24 protein-coding genes and 1 tRNA gene are annotated in these 22,961 nt (G+C 66.9%); 10 read left to right on the plus strand and 15 right to left on the minus strand.

Annotation, left to right across the window (positions count from 1 at the left end):
• Positions 1-10 precede the first annotated feature (10 nt).
• Complete coding sequence (gene crtD, locus G6P88_RS07915) at positions 11-1,567, plus strand: 1-hydroxycarotenoid 3,4-desaturase CrtD (RefSeq protein WP_165322662.1); 1,557 nt, start codon at positions 11-13, stop codon at positions 1,565-1,567.
• Complete coding sequence (locus tag G6P88_RS07920; RefSeq protein WP_345719204.1) at positions 1,468-2,400, plus strand: hydratase; 933 nt, start codon at positions 1,468-1,470, stop codon at positions 2,398-2,400. The genes crtD and G6P88_RS07920 overlap by 100 nt, the downstream gene beginning before the upstream one ends.
• Before the next feature lie 128 nt (positions 2,401-2,528).
• Here G6P88_RS07920 and bchO read toward each other — a convergent pair whose 3' ends face one another.
• From bchO to G6P88_RS07940, 3 genes are read right to left on the minus strand one after another with little or no spacing between them, the layout of a single operon-like run.
• Positions 2,529-3,404 (minus strand): alpha/beta fold hydrolase BchO, encoded by an 876-nt coding sequence (gene bchO, locus G6P88_RS07930; protein WP_165322664.1) that lies wholly within the window; start codon positions 3,402-3,404, stop codon positions 2,529-2,531.
• Entirely contained in the window at positions 3,401-5,116 is a 1,716-nt protein-coding gene (locus G6P88_RS07935) for a magnesium chelatase subunit D (RefSeq protein WP_226946774.1), read from the minus strand. Before G6P88_RS07935 ends, bchO begins: the two co-directional genes overlap by 4 nt.
• A complete protein-coding gene (locus G6P88_RS07940) occupies positions 5,113-6,072 on the minus strand; it encodes a magnesium chelatase ATPase subunit I (protein WP_165322665.1) in 960 nt (319 codons plus the stop codon). The genes G6P88_RS07935 and G6P88_RS07940 overlap by 4 nt, the downstream gene beginning before the upstream one ends.
• 56 nt (positions 6,073-6,128) lie before the next feature.
• Here G6P88_RS07940 and G6P88_RS07945 point away from each other — a divergent pair, with 56 nt between their 5' ends.
• The 4 genes from G6P88_RS07945 (at position 6,129) to hemE (ending at position 9,528) form a co-directional block, all read left to right on the plus strand.
• Positions 6,129-6,599: a TspO/MBR family protein gene (locus tag G6P88_RS07945; protein ID WP_165322666.1), complete on the plus strand. Its 471-nt coding sequence runs from the start codon at positions 6,129-6,131 to the stop codon at positions 6,597-6,599.
• Between the two features lie 198 nt (positions 6,600-6,797).
• Positions 6,798-7,673: a hydroxymethylbilane synthase gene (gene hemC / locus G6P88_RS07950; protein ID WP_165322667.1), complete on the plus strand. Its 876-nt coding sequence runs from the start codon at positions 6,798-6,800 to the stop codon at positions 7,671-7,673.
• Positions 7,670-8,512: an oxygen-dependent coproporphyrinogen oxidase gene (gene hemF / locus G6P88_RS07955; protein ID WP_165322668.1), complete on the plus strand. Its 843-nt coding sequence runs from the start codon at positions 7,670-7,672 to the stop codon at positions 8,510-8,512. Before hemC ends, hemF begins: the two co-directional genes overlap by 4 nt.
• Entirely contained in the window at positions 8,509-9,528 is a 1,020-nt protein-coding gene (gene hemE, locus G6P88_RS07960) for a uroporphyrinogen decarboxylase (RefSeq protein ID WP_165322669.1), read from the plus strand. The genes hemF and hemE overlap by 4 nt, the downstream gene beginning before the upstream one ends.
• Positions 9,529-9,741: 213 nt before the next feature.
• On the opposite strand, the gene G6P88_RS07965 is transcribed toward hemE, so the two are convergent.
• Entirely contained in the window at positions 9,742-10,287 is a 546-nt protein-coding gene (locus G6P88_RS07965; RefSeq protein ID WP_165322670.1) for a hypothetical protein, read from the minus strand.
• 130 nt (positions 10,288-10,417) lie between these two features.
• Between G6P88_RS07965 and G6P88_RS07970 the strand changes: the two genes are divergently transcribed.
• Positions 10,418-11,674 (plus strand): NAD(P)/FAD-dependent oxidoreductase, encoded by a 1,257-nt coding sequence (locus tag G6P88_RS07970; protein WP_165322671.1) that lies wholly within the window; start codon positions 10,418-10,420, stop codon positions 11,672-11,674.
• Positions 11,675-11,745: 71 nt separating this feature from the next.
• On the opposite strand, the gene G6P88_RS07975 is transcribed toward G6P88_RS07970, so the two are convergent.
• Positions 11,746-11,822: transfer RNA gene (locus tag G6P88_RS07975), tRNA-Met, on the minus strand.
• A gap of 126 nt (positions 11,823-11,948) precedes the next feature.
• Between G6P88_RS07975 and G6P88_RS07980 the strand changes: the two genes are divergently transcribed.
• Together G6P88_RS07980 and G6P88_RS07985 are read left to right on the plus strand one after the other, a co-directional pair.
• Positions 11,949-13,181, plus strand: coding sequence for an NAD(P)/FAD-dependent oxidoreductase (locus tag G6P88_RS07980; protein WP_165322672.1), 1,233 nt, complete (start codon positions 11,949-11,951; stop codon positions 13,179-13,181).
• A gap of 82 nt (positions 13,182-13,263) precedes the next feature.
• A complete protein-coding gene (locus G6P88_RS07985) occupies positions 13,264-13,671 on the plus strand; it encodes a DUF3775 domain-containing protein (RefSeq protein WP_165322673.1) in 408 nt (135 codons plus the stop codon).
• Here G6P88_RS07985 and G6P88_RS07990 read toward each other — a convergent pair.
• The 3 genes from G6P88_RS07990 to G6P88_RS08000 all read right to left on the minus strand — a co-directional run bounded on the left by G6P88_RS07990 (position 13,640) and on the right by G6P88_RS08000 (position 16,720).
• Positions 13,640-14,173 (minus strand): 2'-5' RNA ligase family protein, encoded by a 534-nt coding sequence (locus G6P88_RS07990; RefSeq protein ID WP_165322674.1) that lies wholly within the window; start codon positions 14,171-14,173, stop codon positions 13,640-13,642. The two genes, G6P88_RS07985 and G6P88_RS07990, sit on opposite strands and share 32 nt — an antisense overlap.
• Positions 14,170-16,134, minus strand: a complete 1,965-nt coding sequence (locus G6P88_RS07995; protein WP_226946775.1) for a potassium transporter Kup — start codon at positions 16,132-16,134, stop codon at positions 14,170-14,172. The genes G6P88_RS07990 and G6P88_RS07995 overlap by 4 nt, the downstream gene beginning before the upstream one ends.
• Positions 16,135-16,279: 145 nt before the next feature.
• The gene (locus G6P88_RS08000) at positions 16,280-16,720 is read right to left on the minus strand and encodes an Lrp/AsnC family transcriptional regulator (RefSeq protein ID WP_165322675.1); all 441 of its coding nucleotides are present in this window, start codon (positions 16,718-16,720) and stop codon (positions 16,280-16,282) included.
• A 131-nt stretch (positions 16,721-16,851) separates the two neighbouring features.
• Between G6P88_RS08000 and ald the strand changes: the two genes are divergently transcribed.
• Positions 16,852-17,949: an alanine dehydrogenase gene (ald, locus tag G6P88_RS08005; RefSeq protein WP_165322676.1), complete on the plus strand. Its 1,098-nt coding sequence runs from the start codon at positions 16,852-16,854 to the stop codon at positions 17,947-17,949.
• A gap of 151 nt (positions 17,950-18,100) precedes the next feature.
• Here the strand turns inward: ald and G6P88_RS08010 are convergent, their stop codons facing one another.
• Genes G6P88_RS08010 through ccmC form a run of 7 tightly spaced genes read right to left on the minus strand, consistent with a single transcriptional unit; the run spans position 18,101 to position 22,912 of the window.
• The gene (locus G6P88_RS08010; protein ID WP_226946776.1) at positions 18,101-18,733 is read right to left on the minus strand and encodes a tetratricopeptide repeat protein; all 633 of its coding nucleotides are present in this window, start codon (positions 18,731-18,733) and stop codon (positions 18,101-18,103) included.
• The gene (locus tag G6P88_RS08015) at positions 18,733-19,158 is read right to left on the minus strand and encodes a cytochrome c-type biogenesis protein (protein ID WP_165322677.1); all 426 of its coding nucleotides are present in this window, start codon (positions 19,156-19,158) and stop codon (positions 18,733-18,735) included. The genes G6P88_RS08010 and G6P88_RS08015 overlap by 1 nt, the downstream gene beginning before the upstream one ends.
• Entirely contained in the window at positions 19,155-19,682 is a 528-nt protein-coding gene (locus G6P88_RS08020; RefSeq protein WP_165322678.1) for a DsbE family thiol:disulfide interchange protein, read from the minus strand. Before G6P88_RS08020 ends, G6P88_RS08015 begins: the two co-directional genes overlap by 4 nt.
• On the minus strand, positions 19,679-21,604 hold the full coding sequence (locus G6P88_RS08025) for a heme lyase CcmF/NrfE family subunit (RefSeq protein ID WP_165322679.1): 1,926 nt from the start codon (positions 21,602-21,604) through the stop codon (positions 19,679-19,681). The genes G6P88_RS08020 and G6P88_RS08025 overlap by 4 nt, the downstream gene beginning before the upstream one ends.
• Positions 21,601-22,062 carry a cytochrome c maturation protein CcmE gene (gene ccmE, locus G6P88_RS08030; protein WP_206335935.1) on the minus strand — a complete coding sequence of 154 codons (462 nt, stop codon included), beginning with the start codon at positions 22,060-22,062 and terminating at the stop codon, positions 21,601-21,603. The genes G6P88_RS08025 and ccmE overlap by 4 nt, the downstream gene beginning before the upstream one ends.
• 5 nt (positions 22,063-22,067) lie before the next feature.
• Positions 22,068-22,199 (minus strand): heme exporter protein CcmD, encoded by a 132-nt coding sequence (gene ccmD, locus G6P88_RS08035; protein WP_165322681.1) that lies wholly within the window; start codon positions 22,197-22,199, stop codon positions 22,068-22,070.
• Positions 22,196-22,912 (minus strand): heme ABC transporter permease CcmC, encoded by a 717-nt coding sequence (ccmC, locus tag G6P88_RS08040; RefSeq protein WP_165322682.1) that lies wholly within the window; start codon positions 22,910-22,912, stop codon positions 22,196-22,198. The genes ccmD and ccmC overlap by 4 nt, the downstream gene beginning before the upstream one ends.
• Between the last annotated feature and the right edge of the window lie 49 nt (positions 22,913-22,961).

Consider the following 22,961-nt stretch of genomic DNA (forward strand, 5'->3'; position numbering starts at 1 on the left):
GATAGAAGCGATGTCGGACGGACCCATCGTCATAATCGGAGCGGGTGTCGGCGGACTGGTGAGCGCCGCATTGCTGGCGGCCGCAGGGTGCGACGTTCTGGTGGTCGAGGCGGGTAGCGCACCTGGCGGAAAGCTCCGTGCTGTCGATGTGGGCGGGGTGGCGATCGACGGCGGGCCGACCGTCTTCACCATGCCCGACATCTTCGAGGGCATCTTCAATGCGTGCGGCGCGACCATGGCCGATCATCTGACTCTACGACCCGCGAACCGGTTGGCGCGCCATGCCTGGGGCACCGCACGGCTCGATCTTTTTGCCGACCCTGCAGCGAGCGAGGAGGCCATCGGCGACTTTGCCGGCGCGAAAGAAGCGCGGGGCTACCGTATCTTTCGGGCGGAGGCGAAACGACTCTTCGACGCGCTCGACCGCCCTTTCCTGCGAGGGGTGAAGACCGATCCGATCACGCTCGGCTGGCGGATGGGCATAAAGGGCTTCCCCGACTATCTGAACTTGCGGGCCTACACGTCGATGTGGCGCGCGCTGGGCGCCTATTTCGGCGACCCGCGACTGCGCCAGCTGTTCGGTCGCTATGCCACCTATTGCGGGTCCTCGCCCTTTGCGTGCCCGGCCACGCTGATGCTGATCTCCCATGTCGAGGCGAACGGCGTGTGGCTGATCGAAGGCGGAATGCATCGGCTGGCCCGCGCGCTCGAGTCGCTGGGGCGCAGCGTCGGCGCACGGTTCCGCTATCACGCACGCGTCCGGGAAATCGTCGTCAAGCGAGGGCAGGTTGCGGCCATCATTCTGTCGACCGGCGAACGGCTCGAAGCGCGTGCGGTCGTGTGCAACGCCGACCCCGCAGCGCTTGGGGCCGGCGCGTTCGGTCAAGCTGCGCGGGTCGCCACCCCCAGGATTTCGCCGCGCCGCCGTTCGCTGAGTGCGATGGTGTGGACAGCGCAGGCCGAAGCGACAGGCTTTCCGCTGGTGCGCCACAGCGTCTTTTTTTCGAACGATTACGCCGCCGAGTTCGCCGCGCTCGCCGCCGGCCGGCTGGCCCAGGCACCGAGCGTCTATCTGTGCGCGCAGGATCGCGACGACGACGGCGCGCGGCGCGGCGACGGCAGAGAGCGTGTCCAGATCATCGTGAATGCTCCCGCCACCGGCGACGGCGCACCCCCAACTCCAGCGGAGATCGACCTATGCACACAGCGGATGTTGGACAGCGTTTCGCGGGCGGGACTTTCGCTCGATCTGGGAGCTTCGGCGGTGCTGACGACTCCGAACGACTTCGAAGCCCTGTTTCCGTCGACGGGTGGAGCCCTTTATGGACCGGCCTCGCACGGGTGGGCGGCCTCCTTCCGCCGGCAGGGCAGCCGGACAGCGATCCTTGGGCTCTATTGCGCGGGCGGGAGTACACACCCCGGCGCGGGCGTCCCGATGGCGGCGCTTTCCGGCCAGCTAGCCGTCGAATGTCTGCTCAGGGACCGCGCTTCGATGTCGCGGTCGCGCCGAACGGTTATGCCTGGTGGTACATCGACGCAACCAGCGCGGACGGTCGTTACGGGCTGACGATCATCGCCTTTGTCGGCAGCGTCTTCTCGCCCTATTACAAGTTCAGCGGGCGGGGCCGGCCCGACAATCACTGCGCGATCAACGTCTCGCTGACGGGACCGCGCGGCAGCGCCTGGGCGATGACCGAGCGCGGCGCGGCCCGCGTGGATCGCGGGCGCGATCATTTCACCGTCGGTCCGAGCGGGCTCAGCTGGGATGGCGACACGTTGGTCATCGAGATCGCCGAGATTTCGGCGCCCCTCCCCTATCGGGTGCGCGGCACCGTGCGGGTAACGCCGGAGATGATCGGCACCACCGCTTTCGCACTCGACCCTGCCGGCATGCACCGGTGGCACCCGGTTGCGCCACGTGCGCGCGTGGAGGTGGCGATGACCCACCCCGACGTGGTCTGGCATGGCGACGGCTATTTCGATTCGAACTTCGGCGACGAGCCGCTCGAGGACGGCTTCGACGAATGGCACTGGTCACGCGCGCACCTGAAGCACGACGTCGCGGTGCTCTACGAAGGGAAGCGCCGCGACGGCACGCCTTTCGACCTCGCCCTGAAATTCGACCGGCAAGGGCGCTGGCATGACGTGGTGCAGCCTTCGCCCGCGTCGCTGCCGCGCAGCGGCTGGCTGGTCAAGCGGGCGACGCGCGCGGACGCGGGGCATGCGCCGCGCGTCATCAGGACATGGATCGATGCGCCCTTCTATGCGCGGACGGCGTTGGCGACCCGGTTGTTCGGGGAAGACGCGCAGGCAGTGCACGAAAGCCTGTCGCTCGGCCGCTTCCGGTCACCGATCATCCAGTCGATGCTCCCCTACCGGATGCCCAGAGCCTTCTGGTGAGGCGTCTTGCGCTGCCTGTTCGCGCTTCTCCCTGTCGCGCGCGATCTCCCGATTGATCGACACGAGTTGCCAGATGCCGAAGGCGAGCGCGGGTATGCCGGCGATCGCGAGGTCGAGCAGACCGAGACTCATAAGGACGCCTCCACGAAATTCCTGATGATCGCAGCAACCTCCTCCGGCTGCTCCTCGTGCGCGAGATGGCCAAGACGAGACAAGGCCAGCAACCGCGCGCCTTCCACCATCCCGGCCGCACTGCGCGCCGTAGCGATCGGGATCGCCGCATCCTCCTCGCCATGGACGAGCAGCAACGGCTTACGCAGCCGCGGCAGGTCGCGCTTCAGCGTCTCCAGATCCCAATCGGCCATCATCCCGATCGCCCCCGCGCAATGGTCAGACGTGGCGAGCAGCCGTTCGTAACAGCGGACACCCTCGGCATCGATGTGCGAGCCGGTACTGCGCACGAGGAACCTGCCCGTCTCACGCGGCACGCGCGCCATCCGTGCGAAGATATGCGGGGCAAAGGGGTTGACGAACAGCAGGCGCGCGAGCGTCGGAAACAGGGCGGCCCCCAGACCCGGAAACGGCAGCAGTGCTCCGCTCAGCCCGACGATCGCGCTGGGATCCGCGATGCCGTCCAGCGCCATGCGGATGGCGATCGCCGCCCCCGCCGAATGGCCCGCTATGGCGTCGGGCCGCATATCCAGGGTGTGCAGCAACTCGCCGATCGCACGCGCCATCGCCGGCATCGCCAGCCCGCCGACGGGGCGCCCGGTTGTGAAACCGTGACCCGGCAGGTCGGGTGCGATGACGGTGACATTCTCGGCGAGCATGGGCGCCAGAGCACGCCAGCTGTGCGTTGCCGCGCCGGTTCCGTGCAGCAGCAGCAGCACCGGCCCTTCGCCCATGATCTGGACATGGAAGCGCATCCGCCCGGCATCGACGAACCGGCTGTGAGCGCGATTGGGCCAGTCGCGGCCCTCGACTGACCAGCGCGGCCTGCTCATCCGGCCTGTGCCGCCGTCACGGCGGCGTGCATCGCCGCCGCGTCGGCGCGCGGCAGCGGCAGATAGCGCGCGCCCATTTCACGGGCGAGCCTGGCGCCTTCAGGCCGCGGCCGCGCCGAGATGTCGACGAAGGCGCACGCGATGCCGGCCGCGCCGATCGCGCCGGCCGCGGTCATCGCATCGCGTTCTGCGGCCTCGCGCGCGGCGCTGCCGTCGGCGGCGATATTGGCGCGGCCGTCGGTCAACACCACGAGGAACGGTGTACGGCCCCGCACACGCGCGCTCTCGGCAACCTCTCGAGCCGCATTCAGTCCGGCCGCCAGCGGCGTCCCTCCACCGCCGGGCAATTCGGCAAGCGAGCGGCGGGCGCGGGCGAGCGACCGCGTCGGCGGCAGCAGGAGTTCCGCTGCGGTGCCACGAAAGGCGACGACCGCCACTTCGGCGCGCTTCACATAGCTTTCGGCGAGCAGCAGCTCGACCGCCCCTTTCGCTTCGGCCAGCCGTGCCAGCGCCGACGACCCCGAAGCATCGACCGCAAAGATCGTGAGCGCACGCGCGCGCGACTCGAACCGACGGATGCGCAAGTCGGCACGGCGGACGGCCACCCGGCCGCCACCGGCGCCGCGCAGCCTCTGCCACGGCGCGGCGGCACGCAGCGTATCGATCAGGCTCAAGCGGCGCCCGCCCCCCGGCATGCCCGCACGCGCGCCCATCGGCCGGCCGCGCGCATGCGACGCCTGCCGCTCTCCCGCCCCGTTGGCGCGCCCCGGCTTGCGACTGCGACCGGCGGCGATGCGCGCCAGCACATCCTTGGGCAAAGCCGCCAGAGCGGCGGCGAGAACGACATCTTCGATCGGACCGGGTTCGCCGCGATCTTCATTTGCGCCATCATTGTCGGTCGATGGCGGCGGCGGCTCCGGCGCTGCATCCTCGGCTGCGGCCGGCAGGCGCGTCGCGCGTGGCGCCAGGACGAGACGCGCGGCGAGCATCACATCCTCCTCGGTCACCTCGGCCAGCCCCGCAAGAGCCGCTGACGCGCGCGCCGCACGGAGCGCCAGGATCGGCGCCCGCGCCGACTCGATACCGAGCGCGGCTGCGGTGGCGACCAGCGCCGTCATCAGATCCTCACCGACATGGGGAGAGGGACCAAGCACAGGCTGGTGGAAGCGAACCGGCATGGTCGCCCCGCCTGCATCACTTCCCTTCCACCGCTCTGCCAGTGATGCACCTGCATCGGCCGGGGCGGAGAGGTCGATCGCGAAGGCCAGCCGCTCCGCCAGGGTTGCCGGCGGGCGATCGTCGGGCTCCATCCCGTCGTCGAGGGCGACCAACAGGAACGGCGCATGGTCGCTGTCCATCGCAGCGCCGATACGCCCGGCCGTCTCTGCCGAGAGCCGATCCGCCATGGGCACGATAAGCAGTCCGCCTGCCGCTTCCTCCAGCAGGCCCGGACTCGTCACGGCCCGCCCGAGCGCCAGCGTCGCGGCAAGATCGATGCCGCCCAGCAGCCGCTCGTCGTCGACATGGACCGGCAGGCGTCGCATCGGGGCTTCTGCCGGGAGAGTCGCCCGCAGTTCCGCGATCACCGCATCGCGGAGTTCGCCGTCGCCCCGCAGGACAAGACCGCCCAGCCCGGGGTCGATCGCGCACATCCGCGCCGCCAGCAGTGCATCAGAAAAAGGATCGGGAGCATCGTCGCGCGACGCCGTCACGCCGCAATTTCCTCCAGCACACGCTCGATCCGGGCAGTCGAGCCCGTGTCGTCGAGCACGCCCCGGCGCAGACGGTGGCGCAGCGCCATCGGCGCGACAGCCGCAACATGGCCGGTGGTCACCATGTCGGCGCCGTCGAGTGCCGCCAGCGCACGGCTTGCCCGCATGAGCGTCAGCTCGCCGCGCAACCCATCGGCGCCGACGGTCATGCACAGGCGCGAGGCATAGGTCAGGACCGCGTCGGATATCGTCACCATGGGCAACGCCTCACGGCCGCGCGCAATCTGCTTCAGCGTCTTGCGTTCCGCGCGCTTCCAGCTCTCGGAGAAGCCTTGGGGATCGCGTTCGAAGGCGTCGCAGCGCTTCAGTATCTCGACGCGCTGTTTCAGGTCTCCAGGCGTCCGTACCTCCACCGACAGGCCGAAGCGATCGAGCAATTGCGGGCGCAGCTCGCCTTCCTCCGGGTTGCCGCTGCCGACCAGCACGAAGCGCGCCGGGTGCCGCACGCTCAGTCCTTCGCGTTCGACCAAATTTTCGCCCGATGCCGCAACGTCGAGCAGCAGATCGACGATATGGTCCTCCAGCAGGTTCACTTCGTCGATATACAAAAACCCGCCATTGGCCCGCGCCAGCAGCCCCGGCTCGAACGCCTTGACCCCCGCCCCCAGCGCCCGCTCAAGATCGAGGGCACCGACGACGCGGTCCTCTGTCGCCCCCAGCGGCAGGTCGACGAACGGCACCGCCACTTTGCCCTTGCGGGGACTGCCGTCCTGATAGCCTGCGGCGGACGCATCGATCGGCGGCAACAGTCCGGCGAGCGCGCGCACAGCCGTCGACTTGCCCGTCCCGCGGTCGCCGAACACCATGACCCCGCCGATCCGGGCATCGACCGCCGCGATCAGCAAGGCGCGCTTCATCTCGTCCTGGCCGACGATTGCGGAGAATGGAAATGACATACGCACCCCTGAACTGTAACACGGGTTGGACACTCTACAAGACAGGATAGTGAGACATGTGGACGCCGATCATCGTTGCCGGCGCGGGCGCTCTGTTCCTGGGCGCGTTAGGTGGGCTCATGACGCCGATCGGTCCCTGGTATCGGTCTCTGGCCAAACCCAGGCTGCAGCCGCCGAACTGGTTGTTCGGCCCTGCCTGGACGATCATTCTCGGCCTCGCCGCCTGGTCGGCGGTGACCGCGTGGAACGCAGCGCAGGATTCGGCTGCGCGAACCGACGTGATCATCCTCTTCGCAACGAACGCGCTGTTTCATGCGCTCTGGAGCCCGCTGTTCTTTCGGGCGCGCCGCCCCGACTGGGCGCTTATCGAGGTCGTGTTTCTCTGGGCTTCGCTGGTTGCACTGGTGATCGGACTATGGCCGATCTCGCACTTCGCCAGCCTGCTGATCCTGCCCTATCTGCTCTGGGTCAGCTTCGCCTCCTGGCTGAATTTTGCTATCGTGCGCCTGAACGGACCTTTTGCCTGACCGGATTGGGGAGAGCGGAAAGACCGGGCAGCGGAGACACACCGATCCGACGGCTCAAGCCAGTTTCTTCTTACAGCATCTGTGTCCAGATAGTTTGACACTGTGATGGCATTTTCCTACGCTTTGCCAAAGCGACAAGGGGGATGGGGAACGGATGTCCGTCGAAATAATGCATAGCCGTCATAAGCCGGCGCATTCGTGAAGCCCCTTCGGATAGGCTCCCGCGGATCGCCGCTCGCACTGGTACAGGCAGGGATGGTACGCGACGCGCTGATCGCCGCTCACGGCATCGCGGCCGAGATCGTCGTCATCCAGACCACCGGCGATGTCGTGCAGGATCGCCCGCTGGCCGATATTGGCGGGAAAGCCTTGTGGACCAAGGAACTCGATCGGGCCCTGCTCGCGGGCGAGATCGACTGTGCGGTCCATTCGATGAAGGACGTCGAGACGATCCGCCCCCCGGCCATCGCGATCATCGCCATACTGGAGCGCGCAGACGTCCGCGACCGGCTGATCGGCGCCGATAGCATAGACGCAATAGCGCAAGGCGCGACGGTCGGCACGAGTTCACCGCGGCGCCGCGCGCAATTGCTGCGGATGCGACCCGACCTGACGATCGTCGAGTTTCGCGGCAATGTCGATACGCGGCTCGCCAAGCTGGCGTCTGGAGAGGCCGATGCCACGCTGCTGGCGGCGGCGGGCCTCGAACGGCTCCAGCGGCCCGATGTCGGCACCCCGATCGCGCTCGACGTGATGCTGCCGGCCCCGGCGCAGGGCGCGGTGGGGATCGAAGCGCGTAGCGACGATGCTGACATGCGCGCGCTGCTCGCGGTGCTGAACCACCCGCCGACCCATGGCTGCGTCCTGGCCGAACGCGCCCTGCTCGCCGGGCTCAACGCCGGCTGCCACTCGCCGGTGGCGGCGCTGGCGGACACGACCGGCCTGATCCGTGCCGAGCTCTATGCCGAAGACGGCAGCGCCCATGTCGCCGGCACAGGCCGCGATCCCGCAGCACTGGCGCGCGACCTTCTCGCCCGCGCACCCGACTCCATTCGAAAGCTATTCGCCGCATGAAGCCCATCGACTCCGAACAGACCCAGGCCCGCCACTGGTTCGAGCATCTTCGCGACCTGATCTGCGCCGAATTCGAAGCGATCGAGCGCGAGGCGGGCTCCGACGCCAGCTTCGACTACACGGCCTGGGACCGCTCGGATCCGTCCGGCGAACCCGGCGGCGGCGGCGTGCGCGGCGTGATGAAGGGCCGCGTCTTCGAAAAGGTCGGAGTCAATGTGTCGACAGTCGGGGGGGCGTTCGAGGGCGATTTCGCCAAGTCGATCCACGGCGCGGCCGAAGACCCGCAATTCTTCGCCACCGGGATCAGCCTGGTCGCGCACATGGTCAATCCGCACGTCCCTGCGGTGCACATGAACTGCCGTTTCCTGACGACCACCAAACGCTGGTTCGGCGGCGGCGCCGATCTCAATCCGCCGCTTCCCTATGCCGAAGACACCGCCGACTTCCACGCGACGTTGCAACGCGCCTGCGAAGCCCATCCGGCGGGCGACTATCCGCGCTTCTCGGCCTGGGCGGAGGACTATTTCCGAATCCCGCATCGCGGCGTCAATCGGGGGGTCGGCGGCATATTCTTCGATCATCTGGAGGGCGACTTCGCCACCAACTTCGCTTTCGTTCAGGATGTCGGCCGCGCCTTTCTCGATGCCTATCCGCGCATCGTCCGGCGACGCATGAACGATGCCTGGACGCCGGAGGACGAGGCGGCGATGCTCGAATGGCGCGGGCGCTATGCCGAGTTCAACCTCGTCTATGATCGCGGCACGCTGTTCGGGCTGAAGACCGGCGGCAATATCGACGCGATCCTGATGAGCCTCCCGCCTCGCGCGACCTGGTCATGAGGCCGCTGCTCTCCGTATTGAAGGGCGAGCGCCTGGACGTCCCACCGGTCTGGCTGATGCGGCAGGCCGGACGCTATCTGCCGGAATATCGCGCGCTGCGCGCCGACAAGGGCGGATTCCTCGAACTCGCCACCGATCCCGCGACCGCCGCAGAGATCACGCTCCAGCCGATCCGGCGCTTCGGCTTCGACGGGGCAATCCTGTTCTCCGACATATTGATGGTGCCCTGGGCGCTGGGCCAGGATCTAAGCTTCGGGCCGGGCGAAGGCCCCCAGCTCGATCCGCCGCTGCTGGACCACGACGTCGATAGCCTCACGCCTGCACTCGACCGGCTCGACCCGGTCTATGAAACCGTCCGCCGCGTCGCCGCCGCGCTGCCGCCGGAGACGACCCTGCTCGGCTTTGCCGGCTCGCCCTGGACGGTCGCGACCTACATGGTCGCCGGCAAGGGCAGCCGCGACCAGCACGAGACGCGCGAATTCGCCTATCGCGACCCGCAGGCGTTCGGCCGGATCATCGATGCCGTCACCGACCTGACGATCGACTATCTCTCGCGCCAAATCGCGTGCGGCGCGATGGCCGTGCAATTGTTCGACAGCTGGGCGGGGACGCTGAGCCCGGCCCAGTTCGACCGCTGGGTCATCGCCCCGACCGCCCGGATCGTCGCCGCGCTCCACGCGCGCCACCCCGACACGCCGGTCATCTGCTTTCCCAAGGGCGCGGGCGGCAAGCTCGTCGCCTATGCGAAGGAAACCGGCGCCGATGCGATCGGCCTCGACGAGACCGTCGACCCGGCCTGGGCGAACGCGGCACTGCCCGAAAGCCTGCCAGTCCAGGGCAACCTCGACCCGCTCGCGCTGCTCGCCGGCGGCGCCGAACTCGATTCCGCGATCGACCGGCTAACCACCGCCCTGCGCGACCGCCCCCACATCTTCAACCTCGGCCACGGCATCCTGCCGCAAACCCCGATCGCCCATGTCGAAGCGCTGCTGGCGCGGGTGCGTGGGGTGGCGTGAGGGGGCATGAGGTTTGGCGGCGCGGAGGGCACGGCCGAGCCTTAGACATTGTCGCGCACAGCAAGCCGATTCAGTGGGCCGCGATAACGACGATGCAGCGATAAAGCTCCATCTCACGCAGAGGGTGGACCGCCCCCCAGTCACATCCGAATTGCTGCACGGTCACCGGAATTCTGCGCGAGAATTGGCAGAAAGATTAAAGGCAGCATCTCATCAGATGCCCTTGAATGCTTCGAACTTGCCCATCTTCATAAAGCGCAGCGAATACAACGCGTAAGCAATGCCACTACGGTATCGATCTGCGCCCACCTGCTCATCATCTAAGGTCGAATAACTTCGTGCCTCGTGAAAAACATTGACCATCGCCGCAGTCGCAGCGGCACGCTCCTTCGCACATACGTCCCACGTTGTGCTAACCACCCACCTTGCCTGCTCGATGTCATTCCCCTGTGGCCAAACCCATGTGACCGTTTCCAGATTATCGGCAAGACAATGGAAATAGGGCATGGCAGCCGTTCTCGCGGCGGTTGCAACCTTGCCCTTCGGCAATGCCACTCCGCTGTCCTTGAGGCTGCGGAACACGCAAACCTCATTTGTGCAGGGCGCATCGGCGGGCGCCGACGCTACAGAGGCAGCGACGATAAGCGGAAAGAACATTGAGCCCCCAACGGTCCAGTCGGGCAAATGATGGACAATCGCAGTGACATCTGCAAGCCGACCGAGCTTGCGGATTTCGATGACACTTCGGTGACGCTGCACCGAAGTTACTCCGGCCCGCAAAACCCGGATTCGCGCACCAGCCCACGGCCCGCTTGTAACGTTCTCCCCCACGCCAACGAAAAAACGGTTGCAGGCATGGCGCCTCCATGCCCAACCGGAGACCGCCGCCATGTCCACTCGCCCCCATGTCGTGATCGTCGGCGGCGGCTTCGGCGGGCTGGCGGCGGCGAAGGCGCTGCGCCGGGCGCCGGTGGACGTCACGGTGATCGACCGGCGCAATCATCACCTGTTCCAGCCGCTCCTCTATCAGGTGGCCACGGCCGGGCTATCGCCGGCCGACATTGCCGGATCGATCCGGTCGATCCTGCGCGACCAGCAGAACAGCCGGGTGCTGCTCGACGAGGTATGCCGGATCGATCGCGCGGCGCGCATGGTGCACATGCGCGACAACTGTCCGCTATATTATGACTGGCTGATCGTCGCGACCGGCGCGCGTCACAGCTATTTCGGGATGGACGCATGGGCGCCGCACGCCCCCGGCATCAAGACCATCGATGATGCGACCTCGGTCCGGCGCCGGGTCCTCATCGCCCTGGAAAAGGCCGAGACCGAGATCGACAAGGCCACGCGCGACGCGCTGCTGACCTTCGTGGTCGTCGGCGGCGGGCCGACCGGGGTGGAAATGGCCGGGGCGATCGCCGAACTGGCCCGCCAGTCGGTCAGCAAGGATTTCCGGCACATCACCCCGCACTGCTCGAAAGTCTGGCTGGTGCAGAAGGCCGACCGCCTGCTGCCGTCCTTCCCGGAAGCCTTGTCGGAAAAGGCGCGCTTGGCGCTCGAAGCGCTAGGGGTTCACGTGCGGCTGCAAGCCAGGGTCGAGCAGATCACGCCGGCCGGCCTTGCGGTGAACGGTGCGTTCATACCGGCTCGGACGGTGATATGGGCAGCCGGCGTGATGGCCTCACCGGCCGCCGATTGGCTCGGCTGCGCGCCCGATCGCAGCGGCAGGGTGGACGTCGACGAGCTGCTCCACCCCCAGGGCGCGCACGATGTCTTTGTGATCGGCGACACGGCGCGATGCGTGGACGCCAACGGGCGCGAATGTCCCGGTGTGGCGCCGGCCGCGAAGCAGCAGGGGCGATATGCCGCACAGGCCATCCGCGATCGCCTTTCCGGCCGCGCGGTGGAGCCGTTCCGTTATCGCGACTACGGGCAGATGGCGACGATCGGCCGCGCCCGCGCCGTCTGCAGCATTGGCCGCGTTAAGCTGTCGGGACATCTGGCGTGGCTGCTGTGGTGCGTGGCGCACATCTGGTATCTGAACGGGCTGCGCAACCGAATGTCGGTGACCATCAGCTGGATCTGGAACTACCTGACCTTCGAGCGCGGCGCCCGCCTGATCACGGGCGACGGCGAGAGCGGCTGATCGGTCGAGGGCTTAGCCATGCAGCCGGAACGGTCCCCCACCCAGGCCTCTGGCATGTATAAGGAGAGTAATGGTAGCGGAGGAGGGACTTGAACCCCCGACACGCGGATTATGATTCCGCTGCTCTAACCAACTGAGCTACTCCGCCCCAAAGGCGTCCGCGAACGCGGTGGAGCGGGCCTATAAGCGGGGTCGGCGGGCCGGTCAACTGGACTTTGCCGTCCCACCCATTACAGAGCCCCTCAGCGTGAAAACATGGCGGGGAGATTCGGATTTGGCCCAGTATGACGTGCTGATCGTTGGCGCCGGTCATGGCGGCGCGCAGGCAGCCGTGGCGCTGCGCCAGAACAAGTTCGAGGGCAGCATCGCGATCGTCGGCGACGAGCCCGAACTCCCCTATGAGCGCCCCCCGCTCTCCAAGGAATATTTCTCGGGCGAGAAGAGCTTCGAGCGGATTTTGATTCGTCCCGCCAGCTTCTGGGAAGACCGCAAGGTCGACATGCTGCTTGGCCGGCGGGTCGAGAGCGTCGATCCGGTCGGCCACAGCGTCACCCTCACCGACGGGTCGACCATCGGCTATGGCAAGCTGATCTGGGCGACCGGCGGCTCCCCGCGCCGGCTGACCTGCTCGGGCCATCATCTGTCGGGCGTCCATGGCGTGCGCACCCGCGCCGATGCCGACCGGATGCTGGGCGAACTCGAGCGGACGACCAATGTCGTCGTCATCGGCGGCGGCTATATCGGCCTCGAGGCGGCGGCGGTGCTGTCGAAGTTCGGCAAGAAGGTCACGATCCTCGAAGCGCTCGACCGCGTGCTGGCGCGCGTCGCCGGCGAGACGCTGTCGCGTTTCTACGAGGCAGAGCATCGCGCGCATGGCGTCGACGTGCAGTTGGGCGCGAAGGTCGACTGCATCCTGGGCGACGAGCAGGACCGCGTGACCGGGGTGCGGATGCACGACGGCAGCATCATCCCGGCCGACATGGTGATCGTCGGCATCGGCATCATCCCGGCGGTCGAGCCGCTGATCGCGGCCGGCGCGGCCGGCGGAAACGGGGTCGATGTCGACGCCTATTGCCGCACCAGCCTACCCGACATCTATGCGATCGGTGACTGTGCGATGCACGCCAATGCCTTCGCCGACGGGCAGCGCATCCGGCTGGAATCGGTCCAGAATGCGAACGACCAGGCGACCACTGCCGCGAAGCACATCCTCGGCACCGAGGAAGCCTATCATGCCGTGCCCTGGTTCTGGTCGAACCAATATGACCTGCGGCTGCAGACCATGGGCCTGTCGATCGGCTATGACGAGACCATCGTCCGCGGCGATCCGGCGACGCGCAGCTTCTCGGTCATCTACCTGAAGGACGGCAAGGTGCTCGCGCTCGACTGCGTCAATGCGGTGAAGGATTATGTCCAGGGCAAGGCCCTCGTGACCAAGGGTCTGTCGCCCGACAAGGCGGCGCTGGCCGACACGGAAGTCCCGCTCAAGACGCTCGTTCCCGCCTGACGCTCGGGAACATCGGGAACCCTGATCGCGCCTCCACGTTGGAAAGCGCGCCGATAGCGGCTGGACATGCGAGGTTCGTGCGATGGAACTGACAGTTTCCCTGGAAGATGTTTGCCGCCTGATCGTGCGTGCGCGCGAGATGGAGGCCCAAGTGCCTGCGATCGAGACCGAGGAGGACGAGGACCCGACCGACAGCGACGATCCGCTGGCCGTGCTCGAGGACGAAGCCAATGAGGCTGTCGAGGAAGAGATTCGCGCGCTGATCGAGGACATGGCCGATGACGAGCAGGTCGAGGTCCTTGCCCTCGCTCTGGTCGGGCGCGGCACGTTCGACGCGAGCGAATGGGACGAGGCGCTGGAGGCGGCCGGCGAGCAGGATGCCGAGCCGATCGTGGATCAGCTGATGGAGATGCCGATGCTGGCCGGCTATCTCGATGCCGGCCTTGCCGCGTTCGACCTCAGCTGCGCGGGGATCGGCCAGATCGAGTGAAGCGCCAGTCGCCGATCGATTCCCACGGCCCGCCGCGATACCAATAGGCGGACAGGCCGTCGATGCGCAGCGGACGCGGTTCGAACTCCTTCGACAGTTCCGCCATGAGCTCTCGTGCCTCGGCGGGAGTCACCTTATTCTGGACCGTGATATGGGGACGCCACCCTGCGCGGTCCTGGGGAGTCAGCATCGGATCGAACGCCTCGGCGATGCGCGAGCGGATCGCGGCCAGGCCGGGGCTGTCGATACCGAAAGCCACCCCTCTTCCCAGCGACAATAGCCGCGTTATGCGCGCCGCAGGCGCGATGGTGAAGCGCACCTCGCGCATCAACAGGCGGCGCAGTTCGTCCAATCCCGACGGTGGCAGATGGTGGAACAGCGTCAGATGCGCGCGCAGCACGTTGCGCTCGGGCGGGAAGTGCGCGCGGCGCAGCCCGTCGGCCCAGGCGAGATCCTCGTCGCCCAGCAGCGCGGTGACGATGATCGGCGCGGCTGCCGTCAAATCTCGACCTGGCTGCCCAGCTCGACCACGCGATTGGTCGGCAGCTTGAAGAACTCCATCGCGCTTTCGGCGTTGCGCAGCATCCAGGAGAAGAGCTTCTCGCGCCAGATCGCCATGCCGGGATGGGCCGACGGCAGCAGCGTCTGCCGGGCGAGGAAGAAGCTGGTGTCCATCATCCGGAACTCCGGACCGCAGGTCTGCGTCTGCGCCAGCACCGCCGGCACATCCGGATCCTCCATGAAGCCGTAATTGATGACGATGCGGAAGAAGCCCTGGCCGAGGTCGGCGCAGCTGACCCGCTCCGTGGTCCGGACATAGGGCACGTCCGCGATCTTCACGGTGAGCAGGATGACCCGCTCGTGCAGGCACTTGTTGTGCTTGAGGTTATGCAGCAGCGCGTGCGGCATGCCCTGTGCCTGCGAGGTCATGAACACGGCGGTGCCGGGCACGCGGACAGCGGAATTGACCGCCGACTGGACGAACACCTTCACCGGCATCGATGCCTGGCGGAGGCGATCGATCATCAGGCTCCGGCCCCGCGCCCAGGTGGTGAGCAGGGTGAAGGCGATGAAGCCGATCAGCAATGGGAACCAGCCGCCGTCGGGGACCTTGGTCAGGTTCGCCCCGAAATAGGCGAAGTCGACCGCCGCGAAGACCGCGATCAGCGGTGCCGCGACCCACTTGTTCCAGCCCCACAGCTGGATCAGCACGACCGCGATGAGGCAGGTATCGATCGCCATCGCGCCGGTCACCGCAATGCCATAGGCGGCGGCGAGGTTCGACGAGGTGCGGAAGGAGATGACCAGCAGGATCACCATGACCATCAGGCCCCAGTTGATCGCCGGGATGTAGATCTGGCCGATCGATCCGGCGCTGGTGTGGGTGATGCGCAGGCGCGGGATGAAGCCGAGTTGGATCGCCTGCTGCGTGACCGAGAAGGCACCCGAGATCACCGCCTGGCTGGCGATCACCGTCGCCATCGTCGCGAGGATGACCAGCGGCAGGCGCAGCATTTCCGGCGCGAGCAGGAAGAAGGGATTGTGGATCGTCCGCAGCGCGGTCGCCATGTCCTGGGACAGGAGCATCGCGCCCTGGCCCAGATAGTTGATCATCAGCGCCGGCAGAACGAACACCAGCCAGCTGACGCCGATCGGCTTGCGCCCGAAATGGCCCATGTCCGCATAGAGCGCCTCGGCGCCGGTCACCGCCAGCACGACCGAACCCATGGCGAGAAAGGCGAAATAGCCTTCCTCCATGAAGAAGCGGACCGCATACCAGGGGTTGAGCGCGATCAACACATGCGGATTGTCGACGATGTGCCACAGGCCGAGCGCCGCCAGCACCGTGAAATAGACCAGCATGATCGGACCGAACAGCAGGCCGACCTTGGCCGTGCCGCGCGACTGGATCGTGAACAGGCCGATCAGGATGCCCACCGCCACCGGCAGGACCATGGGCGCGAATCCGGCCTCGACCGTGGTCAGCCCCTCCACCGCCGACAGGACCGAGATGGCCGGGGTGATCATGCTGTCGCCATAGAAGAGCGCGGTCGCGAACACGCCCAGCAGGACGATCCCCTTGGTCCAGCGCTTATTCTCGGTCTTGCGGTTGATCAGCGCCAGCAACGCCAGGCTTCCGCCCTCGCCCTTATTGTCGGCCCGCATGATGATCGCGACATATTTGAACGTCACGACGACCATCATCGACCAGAAGATCAGGCTGAGGACGCCGAGGATGTGAATCTCGTCGGGGGGCAGCGGATGATGGCCGGCGAAGGTTTCGCGGAAGGCGTAGAGCGGGCTGGTGCCGATATCGCCGAACACCACCCCGATCGCGCCCACCATGAGCGCGCCCAGGCTGCCATGGGCATGCCCGCCGGAACCATGCTCCACCTGCTCGCCTTGCGGCGTCGAGGTCGACTCTGCCTGCACGGAATGGTTGCCCGTGCCCTCTTCCGTCATGCGAGGTCAGCCTTCATGTCCGATGCCCATGTCGAGCGCCCGCCCTTCCCCCGGGTCGGACCGCACAGCGGCGGCGCACTAGCACGGGCGGGACGTCGGTAGCAACGGTGGGCGCAGGCTCGCGTTCCATCGCGGGACGAGCCGCTCAGTCATCCTTGAGAAGCGTGCGCAGGGTCATCTGGGTCACGAGACGCAGGACACCGGGCAGCGCGGACAGGATGTCGCGATGGACCCGTTCATAGCTGTCGTCTTCGGCGACCTCGACCTTCAGCAGATAATCGGACTCGCCGCTGAGCAGATAGGCCTCGACCACATGCCCTGTCCGCTCGAGCGCCTGCTCGAACGCCATCATCGTCGCCTGACGCTGGTCGGCGAGGGTTACCTGGACGAACATGGTCGACGGATTGCCGCGCGCCTCGTCGGACAACCGCGCCCGATAGCCGCGGATCATGCCGGCCTGTTCGAGCGCCTTGACGCGCCGATGCACGGCCGACGGAGACAGCCCGACCTTGTCGCCAAGCTGTTCGCTGGTCAGGCTCGCATCGCGGGCAAGCTGTGAGAGGATCTTGCGATCGATACGATCCATGCGGGAGTTTTTGGCATGACTAGGGGGTTCCGCGCAAACCCCTGCGCGCGTTTCGCTCAACCCCGTCGACCTTCGCAACTTTTTCCCGTTGCCCAGGCGTTATGATGGGTGATCATTGAGAGGAATGAGCCATGCGGATCGGTGTTCCAAAGGAAATCAAGAATCACGAATATCGGGTCGGTCTGACGCCGGCTTCCGTAGCCGAACTCGTTGCCGCCGGTCACGAGCTGATCGTCGAGACGCGTGCCGGCACCGGCATCGACTTCGAGGACGAGGATTATGTCGCTGCGGGCGCGCGCATCGCCCCCAATGCGGGCGCCGTCTTCGCCGCCGCCGACATGATCGTCAAGGTGAAGGAGCCGCAGCCGTCCGAGATCGCCATGCTCGAGGCGCGCCACACGCTGTTCACCTATCTCCACCTCGCCGCCGACAAGCCGCAGGCCGAAGGGCTGATGGCGTCGGGCGCGACCTGCATCGCCTATGAGACGGTCACGTCGCGCTCCGGCGCGCTGCCGCTGCTCAAGCCGATGTCGGAAGTCGCCGGCCGCATGTCGATCCAGGTCGGCGCCCATTATCTGGAAAAGGAACAGGGCGGCCGGGGCGTGCTGCTCGGCGGCGTGCCCGGCGTGGCCCCCGCGCGCGTCGCGATCCTGGGCGGCGGCGTCGCCGGCATCAACGCCGCGCAAATGGCGGTCGGCCAGCGCGCCGACGTCACCATCTACGACATCAACAATGATCGCCTGGCCGAACTCGACATGCATTTCGGCAGCCAGATCAAGACCGCCTATGCCTCGAAGGCCGCCATCGCTGCGGCCGTCGCCCGCGCGCATCTGGTGATCGGCGCCGTGCTGGTTCCGGGTGCCGCAGCGCCCAAGCTGGTGACGCGCGACATGCTCAAGACGATGAAGCGCGGATCCGTGCTGGTCGACATTGCGATCGACCAGGGCGGCTGCTTCGAAACCAGCCATGCGACCACGCATGACGACCCCGTCTTCGAAGTCGACGGCGTCATCCACTATTGCGTCGCGAACATGCCCGGCGCCGTCGCGCGGACTTCGGCCTTCGCGCTGAACAACGCGACCCTGCCTTTCGTGCAGAAGCTCGCCGCGCTAGGCGCGGATGCGGCCATGGCCGCCGATCCGCATCTCGCGGCCGGCCTCAACGTGTCGGCCGGAAAGATCCGCCACAAGGCCGTTGCCGAGGCACTCGACCTGCCGTTCGCCGGCTAGGATTTCCGTCTTCCTCCCCTCTTCCCCTGGAGGGGAGGATCGGGAGAGGGAGACAGGGCCATACCCCCCTATCCCCGGACCTGTAGGGCGCGGTCTTCCCCGGCCGCGCCTTCCCTCTCCCACCCCCGTCCGGAAGCGGGCGAAGTCCGGATCAGCGGCCGGCCATGCCGGCCTTGAACCGCTCCAGCTCGACCAGCCGTTCCTCCACGTCGTTGCGCCAGGGCGCACCCGGCGGCGCGCTTTCGAGCAGCTGGCGCCAGACGATCTCCGCCTGGTCGAGTTGTCCCGCCTGCGCATAGGACAGGCCCATGAAGAAACGCGGTCCCGGATGATCGGGTGCGATCGCCTGCGCCCGCTGGAAGGCAAGCTGGGCGGCCGGCGACATCTGGTTGCCGCCATGGATGAAGAAGGCGTTGCCGAGACCGACCCACAACTCCGCGCTGTTCGGCCGCTTCTCCAGCGCCCCCTTGATGATTCCGATCGCGTAGAGGTTCAGTCCCTGGCGATGAAAGGCGTCGGCGGTGCCGAGGACGTCGGCGTCGGCGCCGAAGCGGCTGAGCAGCTTTTCGCGCTCCTGCGCAAAGTCGCTGTCCGGCATCTTCGCCATGTCGGCGGGCGGGGTCGGCTTACCCGACAGGCCCGGCGAACCCTGCCACGCATAACCGGCGACCGCGATGAACATCGCCGCGCCGACCAGTTCGAGCCCACCCTTGGGCAGCCGACCGAAGCGCCACAGGGCGACGACGACCAGCGCCGCGAGGACGGCGAAGACGATCCAGCCCATCAGCTTTTCCTCCGGCGCTTCAGGCGCCCGCTCGTGATCCAGATGCCCAGGCCGAGAAAAAGCGCGGGGAGCAAATAGAGCGGCCAAGTCAGGCGATCGAGCGGCGGCGTGAAGCTCACCCAGTCGCCATAGCGCTCGATCAGCCAAGCACGGATCGCCTCCGGCTTTTCGCCGGCTTCGATCCGGGTGCGGATCAGCGCGCGCATATCGCCCGCCATCTCCGCATCCGAGTCCGCGATCGACTGGCCCTGGCAGACCAAGCAGCGGATCGTCTCCATCAGCGCCTTGGCCTGGCGTTCCTGCTTCGGGTCGGCGAGTTGCTCATTGGCATAGCGCGCGGCCGGCATCAGCGAATCGGCGAGCAGCGGTGCGAGCGGGCTCGCCACCAGCGTCGCGGCGCCTGCGATAGCGAGGAGCCGCCTCATTTCGCGGCCGCCAGCGCCGACATCAGGCCGGGCACGTCTTCGGGATTGATCGCGCCGATATGCTGGCGACGAATGATACCCTTGCCGTCGACGATGAAGGTCTCGGGCACGCCCGAAGAACCAAGCGCAATCTGTACGCTGCTGTTCGCGTCGCCACCGATCGCACGATAGGGATCGCCGTTGCGGGCGAGGAAGCGTCCGAGATCTTCGGGCCGGTCGCGTATGGCAATGCCGTAGATCGGCACGCCGGCTTGTGCCAGCTGCGCCAGCTGCGGGGCTTCCTGGATGCAGGGGATGCACCAGCTGGCAAAGATGTTGACCAGATGCGGCTGACCATTGGCGAGTTCGGTGCTGCTGAGGCCCGGCTTGCCTGCAATTCCCGCCGGCAAAGCGAATTGCGGCATGGGCTTGCCGATCAGCTTCGACGGGATGGTCTTGCTCTCGGGGCTGATCAGACCGCCGGCGAAGACCACCATGAACGCAAGGAACATCGCCAGCGGCAGCCAGATGAGCAGCTTCCTCATGCGTAACGCTCCGCCGGAGCGTGGCGCATCTCGCGGCGCACGCGCCCGATCAGCGATAACAGGCCACCCAGCGCGACGAGCGCGCCACCGGCCCAGATCAGCGTCACGAAGGGCTTCCACCACAGCCGCAGCTGCCAGCGGCCTGCCTCGTCCGACTTGCCAACGACGACATAAAGCTGGCCGTCGAGCACTGTCGTGATCGCGGCCTCGTTGGTTTCGGCCGGCGGAGACGGGAAGGTCCGTGTCTGCGGGTGCAGGGTAAAGGGCGCGTTGCTGCCGCGCTGAGCGGTGATGCTCGCCTCGACCGCAGTGAAATTCGGCCCCGCGACCGGCTGCACGTCATCGAGTCGGATCGTGTAGGGACCGACGCGGTGGCTTTCGCCCATCTGCGCCGCGACGAGCGTCTCCTTGGTGAAGGCGCTTTCGGCCGCCATGCCCCCCATGCTGACGGCAATGCCGAGATGCGCGATCACCATGCCCCAGGTGAACAGCGGAGTACGCCGCAGGTTGCGCTTCCACAGCGGCGCCAGCGAACCGAGGCCGACGCCACCCGCCGCGACCAGCCCCAGAAGTGGCAATATGCCGATGCCAGGCGCGAGAAGGACGACCAGCAACAGGACGATTGCCGCGACCAGAAGCGGGATCGCCATGCGGGTCAGCACCGCCTTCAGATCATCGCGCCGCCAGCGCATCACCGGGCCCGCCATCATGACGGCGACAAGGACGAGCGCGAGCGGGCCGGCGGCGGTGTTGAAATAGGGCGGGCCGACCGACAGCTTCTCCCCGGTCACGGCCTCAGCCATGAGCGGATAGAGCGTGCCCACCAATACGATGCCGAGAATAGCCGACAGCAGCAGGTTGTTGATGACGAGCGCCCCTTCGCGGCTGACTGCATCGAAGCGCGACCCCTCGCGCACCGTGCCGACGCGCAGGCCGAACAGCGCGAGCGCGCCACCGATATAGATGGCGAGAAGTGCCAGGATGAAGCTGCCCCGCTTGGGATCGACCGCAAAGGCATGGACCGAGGTCAGGATGCCCGATCGAACGAGGAAGGTACCCACCATCGACATCGAGAAGGCGACGACCGCGAGCATCACGGTCCAGGCACGCAGGCCTTCCCGCGTCGCCAGCACGGTCACCGAATGGAGCAGCGCCGTCGCCGCGAGCCAGGGCATCAGCGAGGCGTTCTCGACCGGGTCCCAGAACCACCAGCCGCCCCAGCCGAGTTCATAATAGGCCCAGTAGCTGCCGGCGGTAATGCCGAGGGTCAGCAATATCCAGGCGCCAAGCACCCAGGGCCGCATCGCCTTGGCGAAGGCCGCGCCGACGTCGCGGGTGATGAGCGCACCGACCGCGAAGGAAAAGGCGACCGACAGGCCGACATAGCCGAGGTAGAGCGTCGGGGGATGGAAGGCGAGGCCCGGATCCTGCAGCAACGGATTGAGCCCCTGCCCTTCGGCAGGCGCCGGATCGATCCGGGCGAAGGGGTTGGAGGCGAACAGAAGGAAGGCATAGAAACCGAGCCCGATCGCCGCCTGCGCCGCCAGCGTCGCGATCAATGTGCGCTCGTTCAACCGCCGCTCGAAGAGTGCCACGCCGCCGCCAGCCACCGCGAGGATGGTAACCCACATCAGCATCGAGCCTTCGTGGTTGCCCCAGGTACCGGCGAATTTGTACAGAAGAGGCTTGGTCGACGCGTCGTTGGCGACGACCAGCGCGACCGACAGGTCGACCGTGACAAACAGATAGATGAGGATGGCGAAGGCCAGCGCGGTCAACACCGCCTGGACGACCGCGACCGGCCGCACGGCTGCGAGCAGTTCGGCCCGGCCGCTCGATACGCCCATGATCCCGAACAGAAGCTGTAGCCCCGCAAGCGCGGCCGCAAGCCACAGCGCCGCCAATCCTGCTTCGGCTATCACGTCGTCCCCTTCCCCTTGCCCGGCCCCGCGTCCAGGCTCTCGGTCTTGTGCATCTCGCCCGCAACCTGCGGCGGCATGTAGCGCTCGTCATGCTTGGCGAGGATGTTGGTCGCGACGAAGCTGCCGTCGGACTGGAAACTGCCCTCGGCGACGACGCCCGAATTTTCCTTGAACAGGTCGGGGACGATGCCCTTGAAGGTGACGGGCACGGTCTCGGCATTGTCGGTGACGACGAAGCGGATCGTCACGCCATCGCCCATGCGCTCGATCGAGCCACCCTTCACCATCCCGCCCAGCCGAACGGCGCGCCCGGTCTCGACATGGTCGCGCTTGGCATCGGATGGTGTGTAGAAATAGGAGGCCTGGTCCTTGAGCGCGGACATGGCGAGCAAGGCCGCGCCGACGATCGCGACGACCGCGAGAAGGGCCAGGATCAGCCGCTGGTTCTTCGCTTTCACCGCCATCAGTCGCGCCTGCTCAGGGCTTCGGCCTGGCGCTCGGCGCGGCGCATCCAGCGCAGCGAGGCGATAAGCACGCCCAGCGTGCCGAGGATGGTGACCGCATAGGCTGCGGCGATGAAGGGCCAATGCGTCATTCGGATGCCATCCGCTTGAGCCGCGAAGCGACCTTGGCCTCGGCCAGCAGCGCGCGCATCCGCATCAGCACGATGGCACCAAACAGCAGCGTGAAGCCGAGGGTGGTGAGCAACAGAGGCCAGAGGAGCGAGGGATCGATCTTCGAGCCGCCCAGCCCGATGCTCTGCCCCTGGTGCAGCGTCCGCCACCATTCGACCGAATAGTGGATCACCGGAATATTGGCCGCGCCCACGACACCGAAGATCGCCGAGATGCGGTCGTTGCTACCGCGCTCGGCGCCGGCCGACGACAAGGCGATATAGCCGAGATAGAGGAAGAACAGGACGAGCATCGACGTGAGCCGGCCATCCCATTCCCACCAGGTGCCCCAGGTCGGACGCCCCCAGATCGAACCCGTCGCAAGGCAGATCGCACTGAACAGCGCGCCCGGAACCGCGATGGCGCGCGCGGCGACCGCCGCCAGGGGATGGCGCCAGATCAGTTGCATCAAGCTGGAGACGGCAATGCCGCTCCACCCCGCCATGCCCAGCCAGGCGGCGGGGACGTGGACATACATGATTCGGACGCTCTGCCCCTGCAGATAATCCTGCGGGGTGAAGAACAAACCGCCGACGATGCCAGCCACGATCAGCACGAGACCCGGCCAGCCCAACCAGGGCGTCAGCGGGCGCGCGATCGACAAGAAGCGGGCGGGGTTGGCCAAGATATGCACGGTAGCATGTGGGAATAAGGGTGAAATGACTCCTCCGCAATGGTCCATC

It is taken from the genome of Rhizorhabdus phycosphaerae (assembly GCF_011044255.1).
In the GTDB taxonomy this organism is placed as follows: domain Bacteria; phylum Pseudomonadota; class Alphaproteobacteria; order Sphingomonadales; family Sphingomonadaceae; genus Rhizorhabdus; species Rhizorhabdus phycosphaerae.